General features: G+C 71.3%; 25 protein-coding genes. 14 read left to right on the forward strand and 11 right to left on the reverse strand.

Annotation, left to right across the window (positions count from 1 at the left end):
* Positions 1-29 precede the first annotated feature (29 nt).
* Positions 30-476, forward strand: coding sequence for an Lrp/AsnC family transcriptional regulator (locus I4J89_RS13205; RefSeq protein ID WP_196414199.1), 447 nt, complete (start codon positions 30-32; stop codon positions 474-476).
* Here the strand turns inward: I4J89_RS13205 and I4J89_RS13210 are convergent, their stop codons facing one another.
* Both I4J89_RS13210 and I4J89_RS13215 read right to left on the reverse strand, forming a co-directional pair.
* A complete protein-coding gene (locus tag I4J89_RS13210; RefSeq protein ID WP_196414200.1) occupies positions 477-860 on the reverse strand; it encodes a TIGR03668 family PPOX class F420-dependent oxidoreductase in 384 nt (127 codons plus the stop codon).
* Positions 857-1684: an LLM class F420-dependent oxidoreductase gene (locus I4J89_RS13215; RefSeq protein ID WP_196414201.1), complete on the reverse strand. Its 828-nt coding sequence runs from the start codon at positions 1682-1684 to the stop codon at positions 857-859. Before I4J89_RS13215 ends, I4J89_RS13210 begins: the two co-directional genes overlap by 4 nt.
* A 299-nt stretch (positions 1685-1983) precedes the next feature.
* On the opposite strand from I4J89_RS13215, the gene I4J89_RS13220 reads away from it, so the two are divergent.
* The gene (locus tag I4J89_RS13220; RefSeq protein ID WP_196414202.1) at positions 1984-2550 is read left to right on the forward strand and encodes a maleylpyruvate isomerase N-terminal domain-containing protein; all 567 of its coding nucleotides are present in this window, start codon (positions 1984-1986) and stop codon (positions 2548-2550) included.
* Between the two features lie 241 nt (positions 2551-2791).
* Here the strand turns inward: I4J89_RS13220 and I4J89_RS13225 are convergent, their stop codons facing one another.
* Positions 2792-3937 (reverse strand): acyl-CoA dehydrogenase family protein, encoded by a 1146-nt coding sequence (locus tag I4J89_RS13225; protein ID WP_196414203.1) that lies wholly within the window; start codon positions 3935-3937, stop codon positions 2792-2794.
* A gap of 85 nt (positions 3938-4022) precedes the next feature.
* Between I4J89_RS13225 and I4J89_RS13230 the strand changes: the two genes are divergently transcribed.
* Positions 4023-5486 carry an aldehyde dehydrogenase family protein gene (locus I4J89_RS13230; protein ID WP_196414204.1) on the forward strand — a complete coding sequence of 488 codons (1464 nt, stop codon included), beginning with the start codon at positions 4023-4025 and terminating at the stop codon, positions 5484-5486.
* 12 nt (positions 5487-5498) lie between these two features.
* Here the strand turns inward: I4J89_RS13230 and I4J89_RS13235 are convergent, their stop codons facing one another.
* Entirely contained in the window at positions 5499-6161 is a 663-nt protein-coding gene (locus tag I4J89_RS13235; protein WP_196414205.1) for a GntR family transcriptional regulator, read from the reverse strand.
* A 59-nt stretch (positions 6162-6220) separates the two neighbouring features.
* On the opposite strand from I4J89_RS13235, the gene I4J89_RS13240 reads away from it, so the two are divergent.
* Positions 6221-7246 (forward strand): LLM class F420-dependent oxidoreductase, encoded by a 1026-nt coding sequence (locus I4J89_RS13240; protein ID WP_196414206.1) that lies wholly within the window; start codon positions 6221-6223, stop codon positions 7244-7246.
* Positions 7243-8124, forward strand: a complete 882-nt coding sequence (locus I4J89_RS13245) for an oxygenase MpaB family protein (protein WP_196414207.1) — start codon at positions 7243-7245, stop codon at positions 8122-8124. The genes I4J89_RS13240 and I4J89_RS13245 overlap by 4 nt, the downstream gene beginning before the upstream one ends.
* 89 nt (positions 8125-8213) lie before the next feature.
* Here I4J89_RS13245 and I4J89_RS13250 read toward each other — a convergent pair whose 3' ends face one another.
* On the reverse strand, positions 8214-8981 hold the full coding sequence (locus I4J89_RS13250) for an SDR family oxidoreductase (RefSeq protein WP_196414208.1): 768 nt from the start codon (positions 8979-8981) through the stop codon (positions 8214-8216).
* Between the two features lie 193 nt (positions 8982-9174).
* Here I4J89_RS13250 and I4J89_RS13255 point away from each other — a divergent pair, with 193 nt between their 5' ends.
* The gene (locus I4J89_RS13255) at positions 9175-10086 is read left to right on the forward strand and encodes an NAD-dependent epimerase/dehydratase family protein (RefSeq protein ID WP_196414209.1); all 912 of its coding nucleotides are present in this window, start codon (positions 9175-9177) and stop codon (positions 10084-10086) included.
* Entirely contained in the window at positions 10083-11006 is a 924-nt protein-coding gene (locus I4J89_RS13260; RefSeq protein WP_196414210.1) for an RNA polymerase sigma-70 factor, read from the forward strand. Before I4J89_RS13255 ends, I4J89_RS13260 begins: the two co-directional genes overlap by 4 nt.
* On the opposite strand, the gene I4J89_RS13265 is transcribed toward I4J89_RS13260, so the two are convergent.
* The 5 genes from I4J89_RS13265 to I4J89_RS13285 form a co-directional block, all read right to left on the reverse strand.
* Positions 11003-11812, reverse strand: coding sequence for an oxygenase MpaB family protein (locus I4J89_RS13265; RefSeq protein ID WP_196414211.1), 810 nt, complete (start codon positions 11810-11812; stop codon positions 11003-11005). The genes I4J89_RS13260 and I4J89_RS13265 overlap by 4 nt on opposite strands.
* Before the next feature lie 21 nt (positions 11813-11833).
* Positions 11834-12880 (reverse strand): NAD(P)-dependent alcohol dehydrogenase, encoded by a 1047-nt coding sequence (locus tag I4J89_RS13270; protein ID WP_196414212.1) that lies wholly within the window; start codon positions 12878-12880, stop codon positions 11834-11836.
* Positions 12880-13338 carry a DUF4334 domain-containing protein gene (locus tag I4J89_RS13275; RefSeq protein ID WP_196414213.1) on the reverse strand — a complete coding sequence of 153 codons (459 nt, stop codon included), beginning with the start codon at positions 13336-13338 and terminating at the stop codon, positions 12880-12882. The genes I4J89_RS13270 and I4J89_RS13275 overlap by 1 nt, the downstream gene beginning before the upstream one ends.
* A gap of 22 nt (positions 13339-13360) precedes the next feature.
* Positions 13361-13915: a TetR/AcrR family transcriptional regulator gene (locus tag I4J89_RS49495; protein ID WP_309238295.1), complete on the reverse strand. Its 555-nt coding sequence runs from the start codon at positions 13913-13915 to the stop codon at positions 13361-13363.
* 88 nt (positions 13916-14003) lie between these two features.
* The gene (locus I4J89_RS13285; RefSeq protein WP_196414214.1) at positions 14004-14714 is read right to left on the reverse strand and encodes a class I SAM-dependent methyltransferase; all 711 of its coding nucleotides are present in this window, start codon (positions 14712-14714) and stop codon (positions 14004-14006) included.
* Positions 14715-14813: 99 nt separating this feature from the next.
* On the opposite strand from I4J89_RS13285, the gene I4J89_RS13290 reads away from it, so the two are divergent.
* Positions 14814-15005, forward strand: a complete 192-nt coding sequence (locus I4J89_RS13290) for a CsbD family protein (protein WP_196414215.1) — start codon at positions 14814-14816, stop codon at positions 15003-15005.
* A 40-nt stretch (positions 15006-15045) separates the two neighbouring features.
* Here I4J89_RS13290 and I4J89_RS13295 read toward each other — a convergent pair whose 3' ends face one another.
* Positions 15046-16380, reverse strand: a complete 1335-nt coding sequence (locus I4J89_RS13295; protein WP_196414216.1) for a KamA family radical SAM protein — start codon at positions 16378-16380, stop codon at positions 15046-15048.
* Positions 16381-16509: 129 nt separating this feature from the next.
* Here I4J89_RS13295 and kdd point away from each other — a divergent pair, with 129 nt between their 5' ends.
* The 6 genes from kdd to I4J89_RS13325 are packed head-to-tail and all read left to right on the forward strand — an operon-like array spanning position 16510 to position 22990.
* Positions 16510-17520: an L-erythro-3,5-diaminohexanoate dehydrogenase gene (gene kdd / locus I4J89_RS13300; RefSeq protein WP_196414217.1), complete on the forward strand. Its 1011-nt coding sequence runs from the start codon at positions 16510-16512 to the stop codon at positions 17518-17520.
* Between the two features lie 47 nt (positions 17521-17567).
* Positions 17568-19091: an amidohydrolase gene (locus I4J89_RS13305; protein WP_230858842.1), complete on the forward strand. Its 1524-nt coding sequence runs from the start codon at positions 17568-17570 to the stop codon at positions 19089-19091.
* A 14-nt stretch (positions 19092-19105) separates the two neighbouring features.
* Positions 19106-20653, forward strand: a complete 1548-nt coding sequence (gene kamD, locus I4J89_RS13310) for a lysine 5,6-aminomutase subunit alpha (protein ID WP_196414219.1) — start codon at positions 19106-19108, stop codon at positions 20651-20653.
* Complete coding sequence (kamE, locus tag I4J89_RS13315; RefSeq protein ID WP_196414220.1) at positions 20650-21384, forward strand: lysine 5,6-aminomutase subunit beta; 735 nt, start codon at positions 20650-20652, stop codon at positions 21382-21384. Before kamD ends, kamE begins: the two co-directional genes overlap by 4 nt.
* The gene (gene kal, locus I4J89_RS13320) at positions 21381-21749 is read left to right on the forward strand and encodes a 3-aminobutyryl-CoA ammonia lyase (RefSeq protein ID WP_196414221.1); all 369 of its coding nucleotides are present in this window, start codon (positions 21381-21383) and stop codon (positions 21747-21749) included. The genes kamE and kal overlap by 4 nt, the downstream gene beginning before the upstream one ends.
* The gene (locus I4J89_RS13325; protein WP_196414222.1) at positions 21746-22990 is read left to right on the forward strand and encodes a glutamate mutase L; all 1245 of its coding nucleotides are present in this window, start codon (positions 21746-21748) and stop codon (positions 22988-22990) included. The genes kal and I4J89_RS13325 overlap by 4 nt, the downstream gene beginning before the upstream one ends.
* The last annotated feature ends 27 nt before the right edge of the window (positions 22991-23017 follow it).

Below are 23017 nucleotides of genomic sequence, written 5' to 3' on the forward strand. Positions count from 1 at the left end.
CGGCCCTACGGGCAAGTAGTGTGACGGCCGTGGAAGAGATCGACCGGGCGATCGTGTCGGCCCTCACCGCGGACGGCCGGTTGTCCTACACCGACCTGGCCGAGCGGGTGGGGCTGAGTGTCTCCGCCGTGCACCAGCGGGTCCGCCGCCTCGAACAGCGCGGTGTGATCGCCGGCTACGCCGCCCGGGTGTCCTACGAGGCGCTCGATCTGCCGCTGACGGCGTTCGTGGCGATCCGCCCGTTCGACCCGTCGCAGCCGGACGACGCTCCCGACCGGCTCGCTCACCTCACTGAGATCGACTCGTGCTACTCGGTCGCCGGTGAGGACTTCTACATGCTGCTGGTCCGGGTGAAGAGCCCCGCCGACCTGGAACGGCTGCTCCAGGAGATCCGTACCGGGGCGAACGTCACCACGCGGACGACGGTGGTGCTCTCCACGCCGTACGAGAACCGCCCACCCCGCATCGCCGACTGATCAGGACGCCGACCAGGCGGTCCACTTCTCCACATGGATACGCAGGAACGGGCCGGGCGGTGGCACCTCGGCGTACTGCGGGTAGCGGCCCAGCAGCGCCGGCTCCGGCTCCTCCTCGATGGTGGCGAGGCCGTCCGCCCGAACCCACCAGAGCATCGACCAGTCCTCGTCGTAGTGATCGGCCAGCACACTGACCCGCGGCTCGTGCGCGATGTTGGCCAGCCGCCGCAGCCGCCGGTGCCGCTTCGGCTTCCCGTCGACCGCCGTACTGATCACATCCCCGACCAGGGCGAACACGATCGGTACGAGATGCGGGGCGCCCTCCGGGGTGACCGTCGCCAGACGCGCCACCCGGGCCGTGGCGAACCGCTCGGCCGGAGTCATCGGCCGTTGAACTCGGCGATCGCGCTCTCCCACCGGATCAGCTTGGCTTCGACCACGCTCCACGGCCCCGACGGCAGCCACGTCGACGCCCGGTGCACCCCGGCTTCCGCCAGCTGCTCCAGGACGCGCGGATCCGCCGGGGCGGTGATCACCTGCACCTGGAGGGGCCGGTCCGCGCGGGCCCGCAACTCCGCGATCCGGCCCGGTACCGACGCACTGTAGTTGGGGAACCAGCCATCCCCGTACGCGAGCACCCGGTCCAGCACCGTCGGCCCCTCCCCACCGACGAGCACCGGCGGCCACGGCTTCTGCGCCGGCTTAGGCCACGACCAGATCCGGTCGAACTTGACGAACTCGGAACTGTAGGACGCCTCGTCCTGCGTCCAGATGGCCTGCATGGCCCGGACCCGGTCGCTCATCAGCCGCATCCGGGTACGCGGATCGGTGCCATGATTGGCCATCTCCTCCCGGTTCCACCCGGCGCCCACCCCGAACTCGAACCGCCCCCCGCTGAGGTGGTCGATCGAGGCCACCTCCTTGGCGGTGACGATCGGATCCCGTTCGGTGACCAGGCAGATGCCGCTGCCCACGCGCAGCCGCGAGGTAGCCGCCGCCGCAGCGGTCAGCGCGACGAACAGGTCATAGGTGTGCCAGTACTTGCGCGGCAGCTGCCCGCCACCCGGATAGACCGTCTCCCGGGACGCCGGGATGTGGGTGTGCTCGGCGAAGAAGATCGCATCCTGCCCACGCTCCTCAACCCGCCGGGCAACCTCACCGGGCCGCATCGCGTCATGAGTGGGAAAGTAACCAACACCAAACTCCACGCCGCGAGTCTATGTCCCACCCGCGCCCCGCTCCCGCCCCTCAGACTCCCAGGCCGCCACTTACCCCCGCGCCAGCCCTCGCCCGCTGCGGCCCCGCGCTGCCGACGCGCTTGTGCCGCACGTGGCCCGGCCCGGCACGCTGGCCGCCCGCGTGCCTCGGCGCGCCGCGTGCCTGCCCGCTCGGGGTCGCGTGTGGCTCGGCCCCGCGCCTGCGCGCTCGTGTGCGCATGGCCCGGTCCGGTGCGTGCCTGCCTCCGGGTCGCGCTTGCCTCGGTGCGGCGCCTGCCATGCTGTCAGCGATGAATGCCGATCATGTGGAAGCGGCGAAGACCGCGATGCTGGCCGCGCTGACTCCGGCGGCCGAGGCCGATTGGGGCGTGGCGGCGGGAACGCTGGAGTGGAGCTGCCGGGAGACGGCCGCCCACATCGCGCACGACCTTCTCGCCTACGCCACCCAGCTCACCGCCCGGGCCGACGACGCCTACCTGCCCCTCGACCTGACCGTCCGTCCCGAGGCGACGCCGCCGCAGATCCTCCAGATCGCCGCCGCGAGCGCCGACCTGCTCGGCGTCGCGCTGCGCGCCGCCGGCCCGGACGCCCGGGCATGGCACTGGGGCCCCACCGACCCCTCCGGTTTCGCCGCGCTCGGGGTCAACGAGATCCTGCTGCACACCTACGACATAGCCAACGGCCTCCACCTCGCCTGGCAGCCGCCGCCCCCGCTATGCGCCGCCGTCCTCACCCGCCTCTTCCCGAACGCACCCGGCGGCGACCCGGTGCACGCACTGCTCTGGTGCACCGGCCGGATCTCGCTGCCCGACCGCCCCCGCCTCACGTCCTGGACCTTGCGAGCAGCCGTCGACTAACGACGCGCCCGAGCCGCTCACCCGCGCGTCTGCCGAGGCCGGTCACGGCTTGCGGGGGCGGCTGGCCGGGCCGTCCGGCGGCGCGTTCGCTAATCCCGGCCGGGGCGTGAGGGCTGCGGTTTTCTGCGCGGCACGCGCGGCGCGACCATCTGCCTGGGCCCGGCGGGCGCCGATCGGCCTTGAGTGGCAGGTGGTCGCGGGGTGGCTTGGGGACCTTTCGTGGCCCGTACCGATGATGGGGTTAAAGGCCGTAAGTCTTTCCGATGATGTCGCGCTGGATTTCGCTGGTGCCGCCGTAGATGGTGGAGACCAGGGTGGCGCGGACGTGGCGCTCCATGTCGTATTCGCTGGCGTAGCCGTAGCCGCCCATCATCTGCATGCCTGCGAGGGCTGTCTCGCGCGCGACCTCGGTGGTCTTCAGCTTGACCATCGAGCTCTCGCGGGGCAGCACCTTCGCCGGGTCGCGGTCGACCAGCTGGGCGGTGCGGTGCACGAGTAGCTTGCAGCACTCGATCTCGGTGGCCAGGTCGGCGATGCGGTGGCGCAGGACCTGGAAGCTGCCGATCGGGCGGCCGAACTGTTTGCGCTGCTTGATGTAGTCGAGGGTGTCGTCGAAGGCGCGCTGGGCCGTGCCGAGCATCAGGCCGGCTAGGATGAGCCGCTCCACGTTGAGGCCGGCCATCAGCTGCCACCAGCCGCCGCCGACCGTGCCCACGACTGAGTCGGCGGGTAGTGCGCACTCGGTGAAGTACAGGTCGTTGACCTCCTTGCCGCCCATCGTCTGGATGCCGGAGACGCGCAGGCCTGGGGTGTCGGCCGGGACCAGGAACATGGTCAGGCCGTCGTGGTCGCCGGCGGCACCGCCGGTGCGGGCGACCAGGAGGATCGCGTCGGCGAAGTGGGCGTTGGAGCACCAGGTCTTCTGGCCGTTGATCACATAGCCGCCGTCTGGGCCGGGTGCCGCGCGGCAGGCCAGCGCGGCGACGTCGGAACCGGCCTCGGGCTCGGACATGGCGATGGAGAACGTGCGGCCGGACGTCAGGCCGCCGAGCACCGTCTTCTTCTGCGCCTCGGAGCCGGAGCGTTGCACGGCGGACGCGACGATCGCGGAGGTGGCGAAGCCGCCGACGGGCAGCAGGCCGTAGCCGATCCGCTCCAGGAACAGACAGGTGTCGACCATGCCGCCGCCGGCTCCGCCGAACTGCTCGGGGATGGCCACGCCGAGATAGCCGAGATCGGCGAGTTTCTGGTACGTGTCCTGGTGATGGGCGTGGCGACCGTGGTCGGTGAGGGCGTCCCGCTGCGCGCGGGTGCCGGCCTCGCGGCGGCAGAAGTCGTCGACGGCGGCCGCGAAGGCGCGCTGCTCATCGGTCAGGTCCAGAATCATGTCGATCCCTTCTGCGGATACGCCCAGTTCGGAGCGGGTATTGACAGCCACCGTAGCATATCAAATATCAAATCTGGGAGGCGTGATGAGCCGGCTGCGTTCCCTTTCTCCAGCCACCGAGGAGCTGCTGGGGGAGTACGAGATCTCGGGTACCGAAGCGGTCCGGGAGGCGGTCACCCGGGCCCGGGCGGCCGCGACCTGGTGGGCCGGGCTCAGCTACCGGGCACGCCGGGATCGGCTGCTGAGCTGGAAACGGGCGATCGCCGCGGGCGTCGACGAGCTCGCCTCGCTGATCCGCGCGGAGACCGGCAAGCCGCAGGGTGACGCCGTCCTCGAGGTGATGCTCGCCGTCGAGCACCTGGACTGGGCGGCCCGCAACGCCGGGCGGGTGCTGCGCCGCCGCAAGGTGCGCAGCGGCCTGCTCGCCGCCGATCAGGGCGCCGCGCTGGAGTATCGGCCGCTCGGCGTGATCGGCGTGATCGGCCCGTGGAACTATCCGGTGTACACACCGCTCGGCTCGGTGTCCTACGCCCTCGCCGCCGGCAACGCGGTGGTCTTCAAACCCAGTGAGTACACGCCGGGCGTGGGGGCCTGGCTGGCCGGCGCGTGGGCCCGGGCGGTGCCGGAGCACCCGGTGCTCCAGGCGGTGTTCGGCGCCGGGGAGACCGGTGCGGCACTGGTCGACGCGGGTGTGGACAAGGTGGCCTTCACCGGCTCGGCCGCCACCGCCCGCCTCGTGATGGCGGCCTGCGCCCGCCGGCTCACCCCGATCGTCGTCGAGGGTGGCGGCAAGGACGCGATGATCGTGGCGGCGGACGCGGACCTGGACGCGGCCGCCCGGGCTGCGGCGTTCGGCGGGTTCGGCAACGCGGGCCAGACCTGTGCGGGCGTCGAGCGTGTCTTTGTGGTTCAGGCCGTTCACGCCGACTTCCTGGACCGGCTGGCCACCCTGGCGAAACAGATCGAGCCCGGGCTGGCGTACGGGCCGATGACCACACCGGAGCAGATCAAGGTGGTCCGCGCCCACGTGACGGAGGCCCTCGCGAGCGGCGGCCGGGCGGTCGTCGGCGGGCCGGATTCGGTGCAGGCGCCGTTCGTGCATCCGGTCGTCCTCACCGATGTGCCACCACGGAGCGCGGCGGCGACCGAGGAGACCTTCGGTCCGGTGCTCGTGGTCGACCCGGTGGCCGACCTGGACGAGGCCGTCGAGCGTGCCAACGCCACCCGCTACGGCCTCGCTGCCTCGATCTTCTCCGCCGACCGGCAGGCCGCGGCGGCGCTGGCCCGCCGCCTGCGCGTGGGTGCCGTCTCGATCAACTCGGTGCTCGGGTTCGCGGCGGTTCCGTCCCTGCCGTTCGGCGGAGTGGGTGACTCCGGGTTCGGGCGTATTCACGGTGCTGACGGGCTGCGCGAGTTCAGCCGGGCGCAGTCGGTCACCTGGAAGCGGTTCTCGGCGCCGATCGACCTGATGCGGCTGGATCGCGATCCCGCGGCGCTGGAGCGGGCTCGCCGCCTCTTCCGCTTCCGGCACGCCCGGGGCGCGGGGTGAGGGCGGCCGGTGTCAGTCCCAGATGCCCAGGTCGTCCAGGTGCTTGATCAGCAGCTGTGCGCCGTCGGTGAAGTGCCGGGTCATCACCGCGCGAGCCGTCGCCGGATCGGGCGCGGCGAACGCCGCCAGCAGTTCCGCGTGGTCGTCGCGCACCCCGGCGCGCCAACCCGGGTCGGCGGCGTAGAAACGGGCCGGGGTGTAACGGGTCGCCACGTGCAGGAACCAGCTCAGCTTCCGAGCCTGCGCGATCAGGTTGATGCCGCGGTGGAAGGCGAACTCCAGATGCTCGATGTCGACCGTCCGGCGGGCCCGGATGGCCCGCAGCAGCAGCTGGTTGGTCATGGTCAGCTCGGCGAGCTGCCCCTCGGTGATCTGCTCGGCGACCCGGGCGGCCAGCTCTCCGGCGATGTTGCCCTGCAACTGGAACAGGTCGACCACGTCCTGCTTGGAGAGCGGCGCGACCACGTACCCCTTGCGCGGCTCCAACTCGACCATGTCCTCACCGCGCAGGGTGAGCAGTGCCTCGCGGACCGGGGTGATGCTGACGCCGAGTTGTGCGGCGACCTCCTCGAGGCGGATCCGGGTGCCCGGGCGCAGCTCGCCGGACATGATCCGGCCGCGCAGCGCGGCGGCCACCTCTTCGGACAGTTGCGGGCGCTCGACCGGCAACGCCATCTTCACCTCCGACGATTCAGCGGCTTACGGTATCAAATATCAAATAGGGGGCAAGAGTGATGCGGCTCGGCACGTCTTTGATGTACGCCGGAGACCCGCGCGCCGTCGCGGACGAGGTGGCCGGGTGGGAGAACGCCGGGCTCGACGTCGTGTGGGTCTCCGAGGCGTACGGGTTCGACGCGCCGACCGTGATGGGTTACCTGGCCGCCCGTACCGAACGGGTGGAGATCGGGTCGTCGATCCTGCCGTTGTACTCGCGTACCCCCGCGTTGCTCGCCCAGACCGCCGCCGGCCTGGACGCGCTGTCCCGGGGCCGGGCCATCCTGGGCCTGGGCGCCTCCGGCCCGCAGGTGATCGAGGGGTGGCACGGTGTGCCCTACGATCGGCCGCTCGCGCGTACCCGGGAGACGATCGAGATCTGCCGGGCCGCCTGGCGTCGTGAGGTCCTGGAGTTCGACGGCATCTACCGGTTGCCGCTGCCACCGGACCAGGGCACCGGCCTCGGCAAGCCGCTGAAGATGCTGACCAGGCCGGTCCGCGAGCGCATTCCGATCCACGTGGCCGCCCTCGGCGACCGTAACGTCAAGATGACCGCCGAGCTGGCCGACGGCTGGCACCCGTTCCTGTACATGCCGGAGAAGGCCACCGGGATCTGGGGCGGCGCCCTGGCCGCCGGCACCGCGCGCCGGTCCACCGAGCTCGGTCCGCTCGACGTGGTGGCCGGGGGACCGGTGGCGATCGGCGACGACGTGACCGGCCTTCGTGACCTGGCCCGCCCGATGATCGCCCTCTACGTCGGCGGGATGGGCGCCCGCGGCCGCAACTTCTACCACGACCTGGTCAGCCGGTACGGTTATGCCGCCGAGGCCGACAAGATCCAGGAGCTGTATCTGTCGGGCCGGAAGGCGGAGGCGGCCGCCGCGGTCCCCGCCGAGTTGCTGGAGCGGACCAGCCTGATCGGCCCGGAGTCGTATGTGCGGGAGCGCATCGCCGCCTACGCCGAATCGGGTGTCACCATTCTCAACGTGACCCCGATCGGCGAGGATCCGGCCCGCCTGCTGGCCCGGGTGAAGGAGCTGTTGTGACACGTCACCTGGACCGCATCGCCCGCCTCGACCCGGTTCGCGACCACCTGGAGATCTACCAGATCTCGGCAGGGCTGGAGTTCCCCTGGGACTACACGCGTGCGCTGGAGTTCGCGCTGTTCCGCACCTACTGCGTGCCGAGCATCTCGCGGCTGCTCGCCGCCACCGGCGAGTTCCGGGACCGGCCGCAGAAACGCTACGACGACACCGCCCTGCTGATGGCCGAGGTCGCCGCGCACGGGTACGACTCGCCGCGCGGCAAGGAGGCGCTGCGGGTGATCAACCATGCCCACGGCCGGTATGCGATCAGCAACGACGACATGCTCTATGTGCTCTCCACGTTCGTCTACGACCCGATCGACTGGCTCGACCGGTACGGCTGGCGGCCCCTGCACGAGAACGAGCGACTGGCCGCCTTCCACTACTACAGCGAGGTCGGCAAGCGGATGGGCATCCGCGACATCCCCGGCGACTTCGCGGCCTACCGCGACTTCAAGCAGGAGTACGAGCGGCGCGAATTCGTCTTCTCCGAGACCAACCGGGAGATCGGCCAGTACACCGTCGAGCTGTTCGCGCGCTGGTTCCCGGCTTTTCTGCGCCCGGTCGTGCGATTGGGCGTACGCGGCATGCTGGACGAGCCGGTGCTGCGCGCCTTCGGGTTCCAGCCCGCGCCGCGCTGGGTCTCCGCGCTGGCGAGCGCCGGGCTGAAGGCGCGGTCGCGGGCGTTGCGGTGGTTCCCGCCGCGCCGTGCATCGGTGCTCGGCGTCGCGCCGGGCAACCGCACCTATCCCGGCTATCCGGGCGGCCGCGGCCCGGCCGACCTCGGCGCGCCGGCCGCCCCCGCGGACCTGCCCGCCGAGTACCTGCGCCGGGGTTGACCGGCTCCGCTGCGCCGCGAATCGGCCGGGTCCGCGGCGCAGCGGACGTCGCGGACCGGAGGCTCCCGGCGTGGTGTACCGCGTGGCCGCTACCAGGGCACCGGGCCGCTCTCGCTGAAGAACTGGCCGGTGGGTCCGTCTCCGTCGAGCGTGGCCAGGCGCACCACGACCGCGGCGCCCTGCGCCGGGGTGAGGAACCCGGTGTGGTTGTTGATGTCGGTGTCGACGTAGCCGGGATCGGCGGCGTTGACCAGGATGCCGTCCTTGCGCAATTCGTTGGCGTACTGCACGGTCAGTGCGTTCAGCGCGGTCTTCGACGGCGAGTACGCGGCCGACGCCAGCAGCCCCGCCAGCGGCCCGTCGGGGTCGGCGGCGATGGTCAGCGACCCGGCAGTGCTGCTGACGTTGACGATGCGCGCGGCCGGCGAGCGTCGCAGCAGCGGCAGCACGGCATTGGTCACCGCGATCACCCCGAAGACGTTCGTCTCGAACACCGCCCGGACCATGTCCAGGCGAACCGTGCTCGGAACCTGGTCGTGGGCGTTCTCCGGCGAGACCTGCCCGGAACCGGTGATCGCCGCGTTGTTGACCAGCACGTCGAGGTGGTCGAAGCGGTCCTCGACCCACCGCACGGCCTGCTGAATGGTGGCCGGGTCGGTGACGTCCAGGATGACCGGATGGGCGTCGCCGCCTGCCGCACGCACCTCCGCGGCCGCCTGCTCACCGCGCTGCGGGTTTCTGGCGCCGATCAGGATCGTCACGCCGGCTGCGGCGAGCTGCTCGGCGGTCGCGCGGCCGATTCCCTTGTTCGCGCCGGTGATCAGCGCCACCTTCTGGCGGGTGGTGTCGTCGTTCATGACCAAGCTCCTGTGTCCGGGTGGATCTGTCCAACCCGGGACGAGGCAGCCGGGCCGTTCTGTGACATGCGACCGGCGGTCACCTCCGATGTCACAGGCGGCCCGGCTGTCTCGTCCCGGGTAGTGACGGCAGGGCCAACGACGGCACGGCCAACGAAGGCAGACAGACGCAGACGTCGAGAGGGTGCTTGTTATGCGGGTGTTCGTGGCGGGCGGGACCGGAGTACTGGGCCGGCGCCTGGTGCCACAGCTGACTGCGCGTGGTCACGAGGTGACCGCGACGACAAGGAGCGCGGCCAGGCTCGAGCCGCTGAAGCGGCTGGGCGCCGAGGCGGTGGTGATGGACGGGCTGGACGCCCGGTCGGTGGGCGAGGTGGTGGCGCGGGCACGGCCGGAGGTGATCGTGCACCAGATGACCGCGATCTCCGGCAAGCCTGACATCAAGCACTTCGACCGCTGGTTCGCCACCACCAACCGGCTGCGTACCGAGGGGACCGACCACCTGCTGGCCGCCGCCGAGGCCACCGGCGTGTCCCATGTCGTCGCGCAGAGCTACGGCTCGTGGAACGGCATCCGCGAGGGTGGCTGGGTGAAGACGGAGGAGGACCCGCTGGACCCGACGAGCACGGGCAAGGGGGCGGCCGCGATCCGCCACCTCGAGGACGTGGTCGTCAAGGCGGGAGGCGCGGTCCTGCGGTACGGCGCCTTCTATGGCCCGGGGGCCACCGACGATCAGGTCGAGCTGGTACGCAAGCGGCAGTACCCGGTCATCGGAGACGGCGCCGGCTACAGCTCGTGGGTGCATCTGGACGACGCCGCGGCCGCCACCGTCCTGGTCGTGGAGCAGAAGGCGACCGGCGTGTTCAACATCGTCGACGACGAGCCGGCCCCGGCCCGTGAGTGGCTGCCGTACCTGGCCCGGTGCGCGGGTGCCGGGAAGCCGATGCGGGTCCCGGTCTGGCTGGCCCGGCCGCTGGCCGGAGAGGTGGCGGTGACGATGATGACCGAGGGGCGTGGCTTCTCCAACGCCAAGGCCAAGCGGGAACTCGGCTGGCGGCTTCGATACCCGTCGTGGCGGCAGGGTTTCCGGGCGGAGCTGGCGTGAGGCGGGCCGAGGAGTTCGTACGGCTGCGGCCACTGCTGTTCGCCATCGCCTACCGGATCCTGGGCAGCGTGAGCGAGGCCGAGGACGCGGTCCAGGAGACGTGGCTGCGGTACGAGGCGTCGCCGACCCGGCCCGCGTCGGTCAAGGCGTTCCTGTCCGCCACGGTGTCGAGGATCGCGATCGACGTGCTGCGCTCGGCACGCGTACGGCGGGAGGAGTATGCCGGGCGATGGTTCCCGGAACCGCTGCTGGACGACCCGTACGAGGATCCGCAGCGATCCGCGGAGCTGGCCGACTCGGTGTCGATGGCGGCACTGCTTCTGCTGGAGCGGCTCAGCCCTCTCGAACGCGCGGTCTTCGTGCTGCGGGAGGTGTTCGCGTTCGGCTTCCCGGAGATCGCGTCGGCGGTGGGGCGCTCGGAGGCGGCGTGCCGCCAGCTCGCGGTGCGGGCACGCCGCCACATGGACGCCGGACGCCCCCGCTTCCAGGCCGACCGGAGGGAGCGGGCCGAACTCGCCGACCGTTTCTTCGGCGCCTTCCGGGACGGGGACCTCGGCGGACTGCGCGAGCTGCTCGCGGCCGACGTGCGGATGGTCGGCGACAGCGGCGGCAAGGCCCCGTTGTGGGGCACGGGCGTTTTCGGCGCCGGCAACGTGGCCCGTGTGCTCACCTCGATCGTCGCGCCGTTCCTCCGGATCGGCGGCACCGTCGAGTCACGCGAGGTGAACGGCCAGCCGGGCGCGATCTTCCGCGACCGGGACGGCAGGGTCGTCAACACCTTGGCGCTGGACATCCTCGACGGGCGGATCCAGACGATCCGCGCGGTGATCAACCCGGACAAGCTGCGGCACCTGGGCCCGGTGGCCGACGCCTGGGCGGTCGTACGCGAGGCGAACCAGGCCCGCCGGGCCACCGCCTAGCCGGCGGCGAGCGGTTTGCGGCGGCGGGCCAGGCGCTTGCGGAAGTCGCGCAGGTAGAGGTCCTTCGGGGCGTGCCGGACGCGGGCCGGCAGTCGCGGATAGACGGTGGCCGTGCCGCTCAGCACCCGGTCGAGGAGCTGCTGCCGGCGCGGTGACCAAGGGTAGCCGTAGCCGTCGCGGATCGGCTCCGGGAGCAGGCCGATGGTGACGAACCGGTTGATCGGGACGGCCGGCCGCAGCGCGACGGGCAGACCCTCCGGCCAGAGCAGGGTGTTGGCGATCCGCCGGGCGGTGTCGTTGACCTCGACGGTGGCGGTCATCCGGTTCCAGTACCGCGTGAAGGCGTCCCGGTCGGCCGGCCAGGCGGACTCGGGGCAGCCGATGGCGGTGGCGAGCACGCTGTACTGCCGGTAGCAGGCGTCGGCCTCGGCCGGGGCCAGCGGGCCGAAGACGCGCTCGTAGAGCAGCATCGCGGTGTCGAAGAGGGTGGCGTTGACCCAGACCTGCAGGTCGGGATCGTTCGCGGTGTAGCCGGGGCCGATGACCCGGGCGTGCATGGCACTGACCGCGCGGCTGACGGCGCCGGCCTCTTCGCGGGTGCCGTAGAGGACGCCGTAGACGTAACTCATCGTGGTGCGCAGCCGGTCCAGGGGGCGGGCGGCGAAGGAGCTGTGGTCGTGCACGCCCTGGGCGACACCGGGGTGGGCGATCTGGAGGAGGGTGGCGCGTCCGCCGCCGGTCAGCAGCAGCCCCTCACCGGCCACCCGGCGGATGACAGCGGAGTCGTCGAAGAGGCCTTCATCCATGGCAGTCACTGTAATCCTGGATTAACTTACGACGAGGACCGGCTTGACGGCACGGCCGGCTGTGGCGTCGCGGGCGGCGGTTTCGATCTCCGCGAACGGGTACTCGGTGATGATCTTCTCGATCGGGAGCAGGCCGCGGCGGTGCAGGTCGATCAGCTGCGGGATGAAGGACGCGGGCACCGCGTCGCCCTCGATGACGCCGCGGACGCGCAGGCCGTTGGTCATCACGGTCATGATGTCGATCTCGGCCTTGGCGCCGATGCCGACCAGTGCCAGCGTGCCCTGCCGGCGCAGCGCGCGCAGCGCCCGGTCGATGACGTCCGGGCGTCCGGTGGTGTCGATGGCGTAGTCGGCGCGACTGTTGAGCAGGTCGGGCACCGCCTCGGCGGCGCCGAACGAGGAGGCGAGTTCACGGCGGGCGGGCACCGGGTCGACGGCGATCACCGTGCAGCCACGAGCGACCGCGGCCATCACAGCGCTCAGGCCGACGCTGCCGGCACCCAGGACGAGCACCGTCGAGCCGGGCGCAGGGTCCAGGACGTTGAGCACGGTGCCGGCGCCGGTCTGCACGCCGCAGCCGAGCGGGGCGGCCAGCACGGGGGAGAGGTCGCTCGGGACCTTCACGGTGTTGCTCGCATGGGCGAGGGCGTACGTGGCGAAGCTCGACTGGCCGAAGAAGTTGCCATGGACGACCGATCCGCCGCGTGACAGCGGGCTGCTGCCGTCGGCCCGCGTGCCACGGGAATTCAGGCCGCTGTGCAGGCAGTACGCGGGAGACGCGGCCAGGCACTGTGGGCATTCGCCGCAGCTGCGGTAGCTGAGGCAGACGGTGTCGCCGGGCGCGACAGTCGTGACGCCGGAGCCGACCGCCTCGACGACGCCGGCGCCCTCGTGTCCGAAGACCATCGGCGTCAGCGGCCAGGAGCGCCGCATGATCAGGTCGGTGTGGCAGATGCCCGCCGCGGTGATCCGGACCAGGATCTCGTCCGGGCGCGGCTCCTCGATCTCGACGTCGTGCAGCGTGAACGGTTCGCCGGGTGCCTCCACCAGCGCTGCTACCGCCCGCATCAGTCGCGTTCGAGGAAGAAGTAGTAGAACCGGTCGCCGTCCTGTACGCCCTTGCCGTTCATCACGCCCAGCACGGTGCGTTCGTCGACCCGCTTGAAGTGGTCGAGCACCGGCTTGCCGTCGTAGACCATGGTGGCCGTCACCTCGCCGCGGAACTCCACCATCCACAGCGAGGCGCCGCCGCCGGCGAGTTCGCTGTTCACATACAGCTCGCCGGAAGCGTCGCGGCAGACCAGCGGGGCCACCTCGGCGAGCGAGGTGAACGTCTTGCCGTACCACCCGATCTCGGCAAGCGTGCCCTCGAAGCGGTGGCCGGTGACGAACTCGCCGCCCTTCCAGGTGCCGATGAGCTCCGACGTCGGGACGGCCGGAAGGGCCGCCCAGATCTGGTCGAGTTCGTCCGGGTCCGCCTTGCCGCCGTCCCGGCGGATCTCAGCGATGCGCGTACGGGGATCCATCTGACAACAATTGCAAAAAGTGTCAGCGAAGGCCAGGGGTGCCGTGCACCACCACGTCGGTGAGCCGGCGCAGCAGCCGCAACGCCTCGGCGCGGTCGTCGAGTTGCAGGGCGATCCCCTTCGCCCCGTAGAAGAGCACCTGCGCCACGTCGCCGAGCGGCCGGTCCAGCACGGACAGCAGGGCGGCGATCATCGTCTGCTCGAACGACGCCCAGTGGTCGCCGGCCCGCGCCCGGGTCTCGTCGATGAGCTCGGCGTCGAACCGGGCGCCGTCGCGAGCGCGGCGCGGCAGGTGCATGTCGATCACGACGCCGAGCACGGCGGCCAGCCGCTCGGTGATCTCACCGGGCTTGCCGGCCTCGGCGCGGGCCCGCCGGGCCAGGTCGTCGAGTCCCCACTGGACGGCCGCCCGGAAGACCTCCTCCTTGTTGCGGTAGTACTGGTACAGAGCGGGCCGTGACACGTCCGCGGCCTGGGCGATGGTGTCCATCGAGGTGCGGCGGTAGCCGTACCGGGCGAAGCAGACGATCGCGGCCCGCATGAAGTGATCCCGCCGCACTTCGGTGAGCTCTGGCACGGTCACCAAGATATAAGCCGCCCGGCACGGCGCGTGAGACGGCAACGAGCACCGCGTCGTGGTCCGGGCAGGCCGGCGTGGCGATCGGTCAGAGATCGGCGCGGGTGCACTCCGTGACGTACGGCAGGTCGTAGGAGGCCCGGCCGAGCAACGCCGGGTGGGTCGTCATCAGCTGGCGGACCTGGGCGAGCACCGCGGCCCGCTCGTCGGCCGGGAGCAGGATGATCCGGCTGCGGGAGGCGACCAGATCGAGCAACTCGTCCGGTTTGACGGTGTGCGTCCAGTCGAAGGTGGTGGTCTCGGCCGGCCCGAACGGCGCGGTAATCCGGGGACCGCGGCCGGTTTCGGCACCGCCGATGATCACACCGAGCCGCCGCACCCAGTCGGCGCGTTCATCGCGGTGGTTCCAGATCAGGCCGAGCCGGCCGCCGGGGGTCAGCACGCGGCTGATCTCCGGAAGGGCGCGTTCGCCGTCCACCCAGTGCCAGGCCTGGGCGACGAGCACGACGTCCACCGAGTGGCCGGGCAGCGGGATGCTTTCCGCGGTGCCCAGGTGGGCGGGCACGCCGGGCAGGACCCGGCGCAGCTCGGCGAGCATCTCCCGGGACGGGTCGACGGCGATCACGTCGAGGCCGCGGTCGCGGACCTGCCGGGTCAGCTTGCCGGTGCCGGCACCGAGGTCCAGCACCCGCGGTGCGCCGCCGGGCAGCAGCCAGTCGAGGGCCTCTCCGGGGTACGGGGGACGGCCGCGCTCGTACGCGCCGGCGGCCGCGCCGAAAGAGGAGGCGTGCTCGTTCACGGTGGTCCAGCGTATCCCGGATCCGTTCCCGCACTTCGTTTCAAAGCTGCCCGGAACGGGCACTTGATCATCCGTAAGCCCCACGAAGGAGGTATGACGATGAGCATCACCGACAAGGCCAAGAACAAGGCCGAGGAGCTCGCCGGCAAGGCGAAGCAGGGCGTCGGCGAGGCGACCGGCAACGACCGCCTCTTCGCCGAGGGCCAGGCGCAGGAGACCGCGGCGCACGCCAAGCAGGCGGGCGAGCACGTCAAGGACGCCGGTCGCGACGTCCGCGACGCCTTCAGCTGAGTCAGACGAGGAAAGGGCCCGGCATCCGCCGGGCCCTTTCTCATGCCTCCTGCTTGCGCCACCAGTCCTGGCCGGACTGCGGCAGCGTGTCGATCGGGTCGTAGTACGCGTACTGCTTGCTGAGCGCCTCGGTGTCCTCGGCCTCGATCGAGGTCCGGTAGTTCTTGGTCCAGTACGAGATGCCATGCTCCCGGTCGTAGTCGGCGATCATGTGCACCCACCGCTTGCCGACGAACGGGACGTCACAGACGATTCGCGGCGTCGCGTACCCGGGCAGGTAGCCCATCATGTCGTGCTGCAACTGCTGGGCGTGCCAGACCGGCACCCGCCAATGCTCCGCGTTCGGGATCATGTCGCACATGTAGAAGTAGTAGGGCAGGATGCCCGCTTCGCCCTGCAAGGCGAAGCACAGGTCCAGCAGGTCCGCGGTGTCCGCGTTGACACCCCGCATCAGCACACCCTGGTTGCGCACGTCCCGCACGCCGACTTCGAGCAGCGTACGCACAGCGCGCGCGACCAGCGGTGTCAGCGAGTTCACGTGGTTGACGTGGGTGTGCACGGCCAGGTTCACCCCGCGCCGCTCGGCGGTCACCGCGACCCGGTGCATGCCCTCCACCACGTCGTCCTGGAGCCAGTGCTGGGGCAGGCCCATCAGCGCCTTGGTGGCCAGCCGGATGTCACGCACGGTGGGCACCGAGAGCAACCCCATGAGGTATGCCTCGAGCTGCTTCCACGGCACGTTCGCCACGTCGCCGCCGGAGACCACGACGTCGCGTACCCCGGGGTGGGCCTTGAGGTAGTCCATGTGGGCCGCGTAGCGGTCCACCGGCTTCTGCAGGAGCTTGAGCTTCGACACCGCCGGCGTGCTGTTGCCGACCAGGTCCATCCGGGTGCAGTGCCCGCAGTACTGCGGGCAGGTGGCGAGCAGCTCGGCGAGCACCTTGGTGGGGTAGCGGTGGGTGAGGCCCTCGGCGACCCACATGTCGTGCTCGTGCAGCGAGTCGCGGCTGGCGTTGGGGTGTGACGCCCAGTCCTGCCGGCGGTCGGAGGCGACCGGGAGCATGTAGTTGCGGATCGGATCCGCCAGGAACGACGCCGTGTCCGGGGCCCGGTCGGGAACCATGGTGTTGAGCATCTGCGGCGGGATCAGCATCGACATGGTGGCCAGGTGCTGCTGGTCGGCCTCCAAGTCGGCGTAGAAGGTCTCGTCGAGCAGGTCGCCCATGACGGCGCGCAGCTGCTTGACGTTCTTCACGCAGTTGACCCGCTGCCACTGGGCGGACTGCCACTGGGCGGCGGTGACGTCCCGCCAGCCGGGGAACCGGGTCCAATCCGGCTCGATCAGCTCACGCCGCTGGTACTCGTAGGGCTGCACCGGTCCTCCTCAGGTAGCTTGTGGCCTCGATCAACGTACCGGAGAATTTCCGGTCTAGAAACTATGGCTGCGTAACATTTACGGTATAGCCGCCATGCGCGGGAGATGTTTCGAACGAGGGGGTTGGGAATGGCGGGGTCCGTGGGCCTGACGAGGGTGCTGGAGCCGGCCGGGGTGCTGCCCCAGGCGGCCTGGCGGCTGGACGCCTCGCCCGAGATCGGCCCGGACGAGGTGCGGATCCGGGTGCAGCGGCTCAACCTCGACGCCGCCAGCTATCGGCAGCTGGCCGAGAAGCATGAGGGTGACGGCGCGGCGATCCGGGCCGAGGTGCTCGAGATCGTCGGCACGCGCGGCAAGATGCACAACCCGGTCACCGGTTCGGGCGGCATGCTGATCGGCGTCGTCGACGAGGTGGGGCCGCAGTCACCGCTGCCGGTGAAGCCGGGCGATCGGGTGGCCACCCTGGTGTCGCTGACGCTGACCCCGCTGCGGATCACCGACGGGCTGGCCGGGTGGGACGGGCTCAGCGAGCAGGTCCCGGCCGAGGGCACCGCGATCCTGTTCGGCCGCTCGATCGTCGGGGTGCTGCCCGGCGATCTGCCCGCGGAACTGGCCCTCGCCGTCTACGACGTGTGCGGAGCGCCGGCGCTGGTCGACCGCGTTGTCGGTAAATATCAGGATCCGATGGTGCTGGTTCTGGGTGGTGCGGGCAAGAGCGGGTCGCTCTCCCTTGCGGCGGCCAAGCGCGCGGGTGCGCGTACCAAAGCGATCGTCGTCTCGGAAACGGAGCGCGACGCGCTCGAAGCAACCGGGCTCGCTGATGAGATCGCGATCGCGGACGCGCGTGACCCGATTGCGGTGGCCGTCGGTGAACCGGCGGACGTCACCGTGGTCTGCGTGGACGTGCCGGGCTGCGAGCACGGCGCGATCCTGGCCACCGCGCCCGGCGGCACGGTGATCTTCTTCTCCATGGCGACCAGCTTCTCGGCGGCCGCGCTCGGCGCGGAAGGCCTCGCTGCCGACGTGACCATGCTGGTCGGCAACGGGTACGTGCCCGGCCACGCCGACTTCGCGGTCGGGCTGCTTCGCGAGGTGCCCGCGGTGCGTGCGCTCTTCGAGGCCCGGATCGCGGCAGACTGACCGGCATGACTGTGTCTACCCGCGGCGGAAAACCGATGCAAAATCAAATGGCGGTCCGTTTCGTCAACGGTCGCTTCTACTCACCGGCCGACCCCCGTGCCACCGCCATGGTCACCACCGGCGACAAAATAGCCTGGCTGGGCCAGACCGCCGACGCGCCCGCCGCCGACCGCACCGTCGACCTGGACGGCGGCCTGGTCACGCCCGCTTTCGTGGACGCGCACCTGCACGCCACCGACACCGGCCTGGCGTTCGACGGCCTCGACCTGTCCGGCGTGCGTTCGGCGGGCGAACTGCTGGACGCGGTGGCGGCGTTCGCGGCCACCCGGCCGGCCGACGGTGTGGTGCACGGGCACGGCTGGGACGAGTCGACCTGGACCGAGCAGACCCCGCCGACCGCGGGCGAGCTGGAACGCGCCGGCGGCGGCCGGCGGGTCTACCTGTCCCAGGCGTCGGTGCACTCCGCTCTCGCCTCGGCGTCGCTGCTGCCGGCCGCGCGGGAGGTGGACGGCTACGACGAGTCCGGCTGGGTGCGCGAGCAGGCGCATCACGCGGTCCGGGCGGTCGCTCTGGGCTCGCTGACCGCGCAGCAGTGCGAAGCGGCCCAGCGCACGGCGCTGTCCAAGGCGGCGTCGATGGGCATCGCCGCGGTGCACGAGTGCGGTGGTCCGGGCACCTCCAGCGAGGCCGACTTCCGCTCGGTGCTCCGGCTCTCCGGCCGCGGCCTGCCCCAGGTGTTCGGCTACTGGGGCGAGCTGGGCGGCGTGCAACGGGCACGCGAGCTGGGCGCGCACGGCGCGGCCGGAGATCTGTACGCCGACGGCGCACTCGGTTCCCGCACGGCGTCGGTCCGCGCGCCCTACCTCGACGGCGACCACGGCTGCGGTGAGGCGTTCCTGACCGCCGAACAGGCCGCCGAGCACCTGCTCGACTGCGTCGGGGCCGGTTTCCAGGGCGGTTTCCACGCGATCGGCGACGCCGCGATCGAGACTGTCCTGGAGGGCTTCGCGTTGGCCGCCAAGCAGGTCGGTGTGGACAGGTTGCGCGAGGGGCACCACCGGATCGAGCACGTCGAGCTGATCGACAAGGCGATGATCGCTCGGATGGTCGAGTTCGGCGTGGTCGCCTCGGTGCAGCCGGTCTTCGACGCCCTCTGGGGTGGCGCCGACCGGATGTACGCCCAGCGCCTCGGCGTCGAACGTGCCCTGGCCAGCAACCCGATCGGCCAGATGCACGCCACCGGGGTGGCCCTGGCGTTCGGCTCCGACTCGCCGGTGACCGCCCTGGACCCGTGGGCGATGGTGCTCGCGGCCGCCGCGCCCCGCAACCCGGTCTACCGGATGACCGTGCGCTCGGCGTTCGCGGCGAGCAGCCGCGGTGGCTGGCGGGCCGCCGGTATCAGCGGCGCCGGGACCCTCGTCCCGGGCGCGTCGGCGACCTTCGCGGTGTGGGAGACGCCGGGCGGCGTCAGTGAAGGACTCCCGGCCCTGCTGCCGGACATCGAAGGTGCGGTGCCGGAACGGCCGATCTGCCGGCGCACCGTACTGCACGGCGACACGATATTCGAGTAAGGAGCACAACGACGTTGGCCGGGAAACTAGACCTCGATCCGCGGGTCGTGGCGCGCGCCAGAAAGCTGGCGGCACGGGCGGGACAGCCCGTCGTCGACCTGGCGCGCTCGCACACCACCGTCTCGGTGGAGCGTGCGGTGCTGCGCCTGGCCGGTGTGCGCGGCGCCGACGCGGACGGCATCCCCTGGGTGAACCGCCTGGTGGACGCGGTCCGCGAGGACGTCGGACTCGGCCACGGGGTGGCCGTCCCGGTGTTCCACGCGCTCGCTTCGACCGGCGTCGAGGATGTGACCGTGCTGGCGCAGAAGGCGGCGGCGGGCGCGGTGCGGTTCGCCGTCCCCGACAAGAAGGGCGAGATCACCGCGGCCCGCCGGGCCGCTTCCCGGGCCGCCCGCGCGGGCCTCAAACAGGTGGACCGGCGCCGCGCCGAGCGGGATCGGCTGATCAAGAGGTACGGCGACCCGAAGCAGCGCCCGTGGATCTACCTGATCGTCGCGACCGGCGACATCTACGAGGACATCCCCCAGGCGCAGGCCGCCGCCCGGGCCGGCGCCGACGTCATCGCGGTGATCCGGTCCACCGGGCAGTCGCTGCTGGACTACGTGCCGGAGGGCGCCACCCGGGAGGGGTTCGCCGGCACCTACGCCACCCAGGAGAACTTCCGGCTGATGCGGGCCGCGCTCGACGAGACGTCGAAGGAGCTGGGCCGCTACATCCGGCTCACCAACTACGCGTCCGGGCTGTGCATGCCGGAGATCGCCGCGCTGGCCGGCCTGGAACGGCTCGACATGATGCTCAACGACTCGATGTACGGCATCCTGTTCCGCGACATCAACCCGATCCGCACCTTCGTCGACCAGCGGTTCTCCCGGCAGGTGCACGCCCGCGCCGGGATCATCATCAACACCGGCGAGGACAACTACCTGACCACCGCGGACGCGGTCGAGGCCGCGCACACGGTGACCGTGTCGCAGCTGCTCAACGAGTTCTTCGCGCACGAGGCCGGTCTGGAGAACTGGCAGCTCGGCCTCGGGCACGCCTTCGAGATCAATCCGGACCTGCCGGACTCGTTCCGGCTGGAGCTGGCACACGCCCTGCTCGCCCGGGAACTGTTCCCGGACGCGCCACTGAAGTGGATGCCGCCGACCAAGCACATGACCGGCGACGTGTTCCGCGGCAACCTGCTCGACGGCTTCTTCAACCTGGCCGGCGCGCTGACCGGCCAGGGCATCCTGCTGGTCGGCATGATGACCGAGGCCGTGGTCACCCCGTGGCTCTCCGACCGCGACATCGCCCTGCAGAACGTGCGCTACGTGCTCAACGGAGCCGGGAATCTGCACGAGGACTTCACGCCCGGCCCGTTCATCCGCGGCCGCGCCGAGCAGGTCCTCACCGAGGCCATCGACCTGCTCGAACGCATCGTCGACGACACCCTGCTGGACGCGATCGCCGACGGGACCTTCGGGATCATGAAGCGCCCGGCGGACCGCGGCAAGGGCCTGGACGGCGTCGCCAAGCAGGACGAGGACTACTACAACCCGGTGACGGAGGGTCTTGAATGAGCATCGTCCGGCCGTACGGGGACGCGACCGGGGACGGGATGGTGCAGCTCTCCTTCACCCTGCCGATCCCGCACGACAAGCGCGCCGAGGGTGCCGCCGTCCAGCTCGCCGGCAAGATGGGCATGGACCCGGCGATGCTGGTGCACGCCAAGCAGATGGGCGACGGCTTCACCTTCTTCGTCGTCTACGGCAAGGTCAACCACCTGGTCGACACCGACAAGGTGCAGGTCGTCGAGCGTGACTTCCCGCTGCTCAGCGCCAAGGAGGTGAACGCCGTGATCAAGCGGCGGCTGCGGCGGCGGCTGAACGTGGTGGGCGCCTGCATCGGCACCGACGCGCACACCGTCGGCATCGACGCGATCCTCAACCTCAAGGGCATCGCGGGGGAGAAGGGCCTGGAGTACTACTCCGAGCTGTCGGTCACCAACATGGGCGCCCAGGTGTCGGTGCCCGACCTGGTCGAGACGGCCCGGGAGAAGAAGGCCGACGCGGTGCTGGTCTCCCAGGTGGTCACCCAGCGCGACGCGCACCTGCTGAACACCCGGGCCATGTCGGCGGCGTTCCGTGAGGCGCTGCCGGCCGGGAAACGGCCGCTGCTGATCGTCGGCGGGCCCCGGTTCGACGAGCTGATGGCCGGCGACCTCGGTGTCGACCGGATCTTCAGCCGCGGCACCACGCCACGGGAGGTCGCCTCCTACCTCGTACACGCCCTCGTCGGGAGCTCCTCATGATCACCGTGACCCACCGCCGCTACGTGCCCTACTCGCACGCCCACTACGCCGGGAACCTGGTCGACGGGGCGTACTCGCTCGGCCTGTTCGGCGACGTGGCCACCGAGCTCTGCATCCGGCTCGACGGTGACGAGGGTCTGTTCGCGTCCTACGACGACGTGCAGTTCAAGGCGCCGATCCGGGCCGGTGACGTCCTGGAGATCACCGCGGCCGTGGTGAAGATGGGCACCCGGTCCCGGAAGATCGAGTTCACGGTGACCGTGGTCTGCCGGGGCACCGAGGGGTCGGCGGCGCAGGTGCTGGAGGAGCCGATCGTGGCGACCACCGCGGTCGGGACCGTCGTCGTGCCGACCAAGCCGCAATGAACAGCGCGGTGTGCGTCGACGTCGGTTCGACGTACACCAAAGCCGCCAAGATCGACCTGCGCGACGCGCGACTGATCAGCCGGGCCGAAGTGCCCACCACGTCCGGAACGGACGTGCTGCACGGCCTGGACGCGGCGATCGCCGCCGTCGGCGGCGGAGACGAGCTGTATGTCTGCTCGTCCGCCGGCGGCGGGCTGCGGCTCGCCGTGATCGGGTACGAGGCCCTGGTCACCGCCGAGGCCGGCCACCGGGTCGGCCTCTCCGCCGGCGCGCAGGTGGTGCACGTGGCCTCCGGCCCGCTGAGCGGCCCGGACCTGACCGCGTTACGTGCCGCCCGCCCGGACGTGCTGCTGCTGGTCGGCGGCACCGACGGCGGCGACGCCGAGGTGCTGCTGCACAACGCGCGCCGGCTGGGGAAGGCGCGGATCCGGATCCCGGTCGTGCTGGCCGGCAACGCCGACGCCCGGGGTGACGCGCTCGCCGAGCTGGCGGGCGTGCCGGTGACCGCGGCGAGCAACGTGCTGCCCCGAATCGGCGTCCTCGATCCGGCGCCGGCCCGCGCGGCGATCCGCGAGGTGTTCCTGCGCCACGTGATCGGCGGTAAACGGCTGTCCAAAGGGCGGCGGTTCGCCTCGCTGGTGCGCGCCGCCACCCCGGACGCGGTCCTCGCCGGGGTCGAGCTGCTCGCCGACCTGACCGGCACCGGGGTCCTGGTGGTCGACGTCGGCGGGGCGACCACCGACGTCTACTCGGCCCTGGTGCCGGACGCGGAGAGCGAGAGCGGGCCGCGTCGCGACGTGGCCGGCACGCTGTGGCGCGCCCGTACCGTCGAGGGCGACCTGGGCGTGGCGGTGGGCGCCGCCGGGACGCGGGCGGCCGCTGCCGCCGAGAAGCTGCCGTCGCCGACAGATGATCTCGAGCTCGCGGCCGCCGCGGCGGTGATCGCGTTGCGACGGCACGCCCGCGGCCACTCGCCCGGGCCCGGGCTGCCGCGCACCGCCGGGCGTGATCTTCGTGACGTCCGCCTCGTCGTGGGTTCCGGCGGAGTGCTGCGGCACGGCGGTGGTGATGACGTGCTCGGCGCCGTCCTCGCCGACGTGGGCGGCGGCTGGGCGCCACCGGAACGTGCCAAGACTGTGGTGGACGAGAAATACGTGCTCGCGGCCGCCGGGCTGCTCGCCGTGGATCATCCGCAGGTCGCGGCCGGTCTGCTCGGTAGCTCGATCCGGTACGGGTCATGACACGCCGATGAACGCGACACGCCGGAG

Source organism: Actinoplanes aureus (assembly GCF_015704865.1).
GTDB classification, from domain to species: Bacteria; Actinomycetota; Actinomycetes; order Mycobacteriales; family Micromonosporaceae; genus Actinoplanes; species Actinoplanes aureus.

Excerpts from the sequence above, each read along its gene's own strand:
- I4J89_RS13210 (WP_196414200.1), bottom strand. The coding sequence starts at position 860 with ATGACTCCGGCCGAGCGGTTCGCCACGGCCCGGGTGGCGCGTCTGGCG.
- I4J89_RS13220 (WP_196414202.1), top strand. The coding sequence starts at position 1,984 with ATGAATGCCGATCATGTGGAAGCGGCGAAGACCGCGATGCTGGCCGCG.
- I4J89_RS13225 (WP_196414203.1), bottom strand. The coding sequence starts at position 3,937 with ATGATTCTGGACCTGACCGATGAGCAGCGCGCCTTCGCGGCCGCCGTC.
- I4J89_RS13230 (WP_196414204.1), top strand. The coding sequence starts at position 4,023 with ATGAGCCGGCTGCGTTCCCTTTCTCCAGCCACCGAGGAGCTGCTGGGG.
- I4J89_RS13235 (WP_196414205.1), bottom strand. The coding sequence starts at position 6,161 with ATGGCGTTGCCGGTCGAGCGCCCGCAACTGTCCGAAGAGGTGGCCGCC.
- I4J89_RS13240 (WP_196414206.1), top strand. The coding sequence starts at position 6,221 with ATGCGGCTCGGCACGTCTTTGATGTACGCCGGAGACCCGCGCGCCGTC.
- I4J89_RS13250 (WP_196414208.1), bottom strand. The coding sequence starts at position 8,981 with ATGAACGACGACACCACCCGCCAGAAGGTGGCGCTGATCACCGGCGCG.
- I4J89_RS13255 (WP_196414209.1), top strand. The coding sequence starts at position 9,175 with ATGCGGGTGTTCGTGGCGGGCGGGACCGGAGTACTGGGCCGGCGCCTG.
- I4J89_RS13265 (WP_196414211.1), bottom strand. The coding sequence starts at position 11,812 with ATGGATGAAGGCCTCTTCGACGACTCCGCTGTCATCCGCCGGGTGGCC.
- I4J89_RS13270 (WP_196414212.1), bottom strand. The coding sequence starts at position 12,880 with ATGCGGGCGGTAGCAGCGCTGGTGGAGGCACCCGGCGAACCGTTCACG.
- I4J89_RS13275 (WP_196414213.1), bottom strand. The coding sequence starts at position 13,338 with ATGGATCCCCGTACGCGCATCGCTGAGATCCGCCGGGACGGCGGCAAG.
- I4J89_RS13290 (WP_196414215.1), top strand. The coding sequence starts at position 14,814 with ATGAGCATCACCGACAAGGCCAAGAACAAGGCCGAGGAGCTCGCCGGC.
- kdd (WP_196414217.1), top strand. The coding sequence starts at position 16,510 with ATGGCGGGGTCCGTGGGCCTGACGAGGGTGCTGGAGCCGGCCGGGGTG.
- I4J89_RS13305 (WP_230858842.1), top strand. The coding sequence starts at position 17,568 with ATGGCGGTCCGTTTCGTCAACGGTCGCTTCTACTCACCGGCCGACCCC.
- kamE (WP_196414220.1), top strand. The coding sequence starts at position 20,650 with ATGAGCATCGTCCGGCCGTACGGGGACGCGACCGGGGACGGGATGGTG.
- kal (WP_196414221.1), top strand. The coding sequence starts at position 21,381 with ATGATCACCGTGACCCACCGCCGCTACGTGCCCTACTCGCACGCCCAC.
- I4J89_RS13325 (WP_196414222.1), top strand. The coding sequence starts at position 21,746 with ATGAACAGCGCGGTGTGCGTCGACGTCGGTTCGACGTACACCAAAGCC.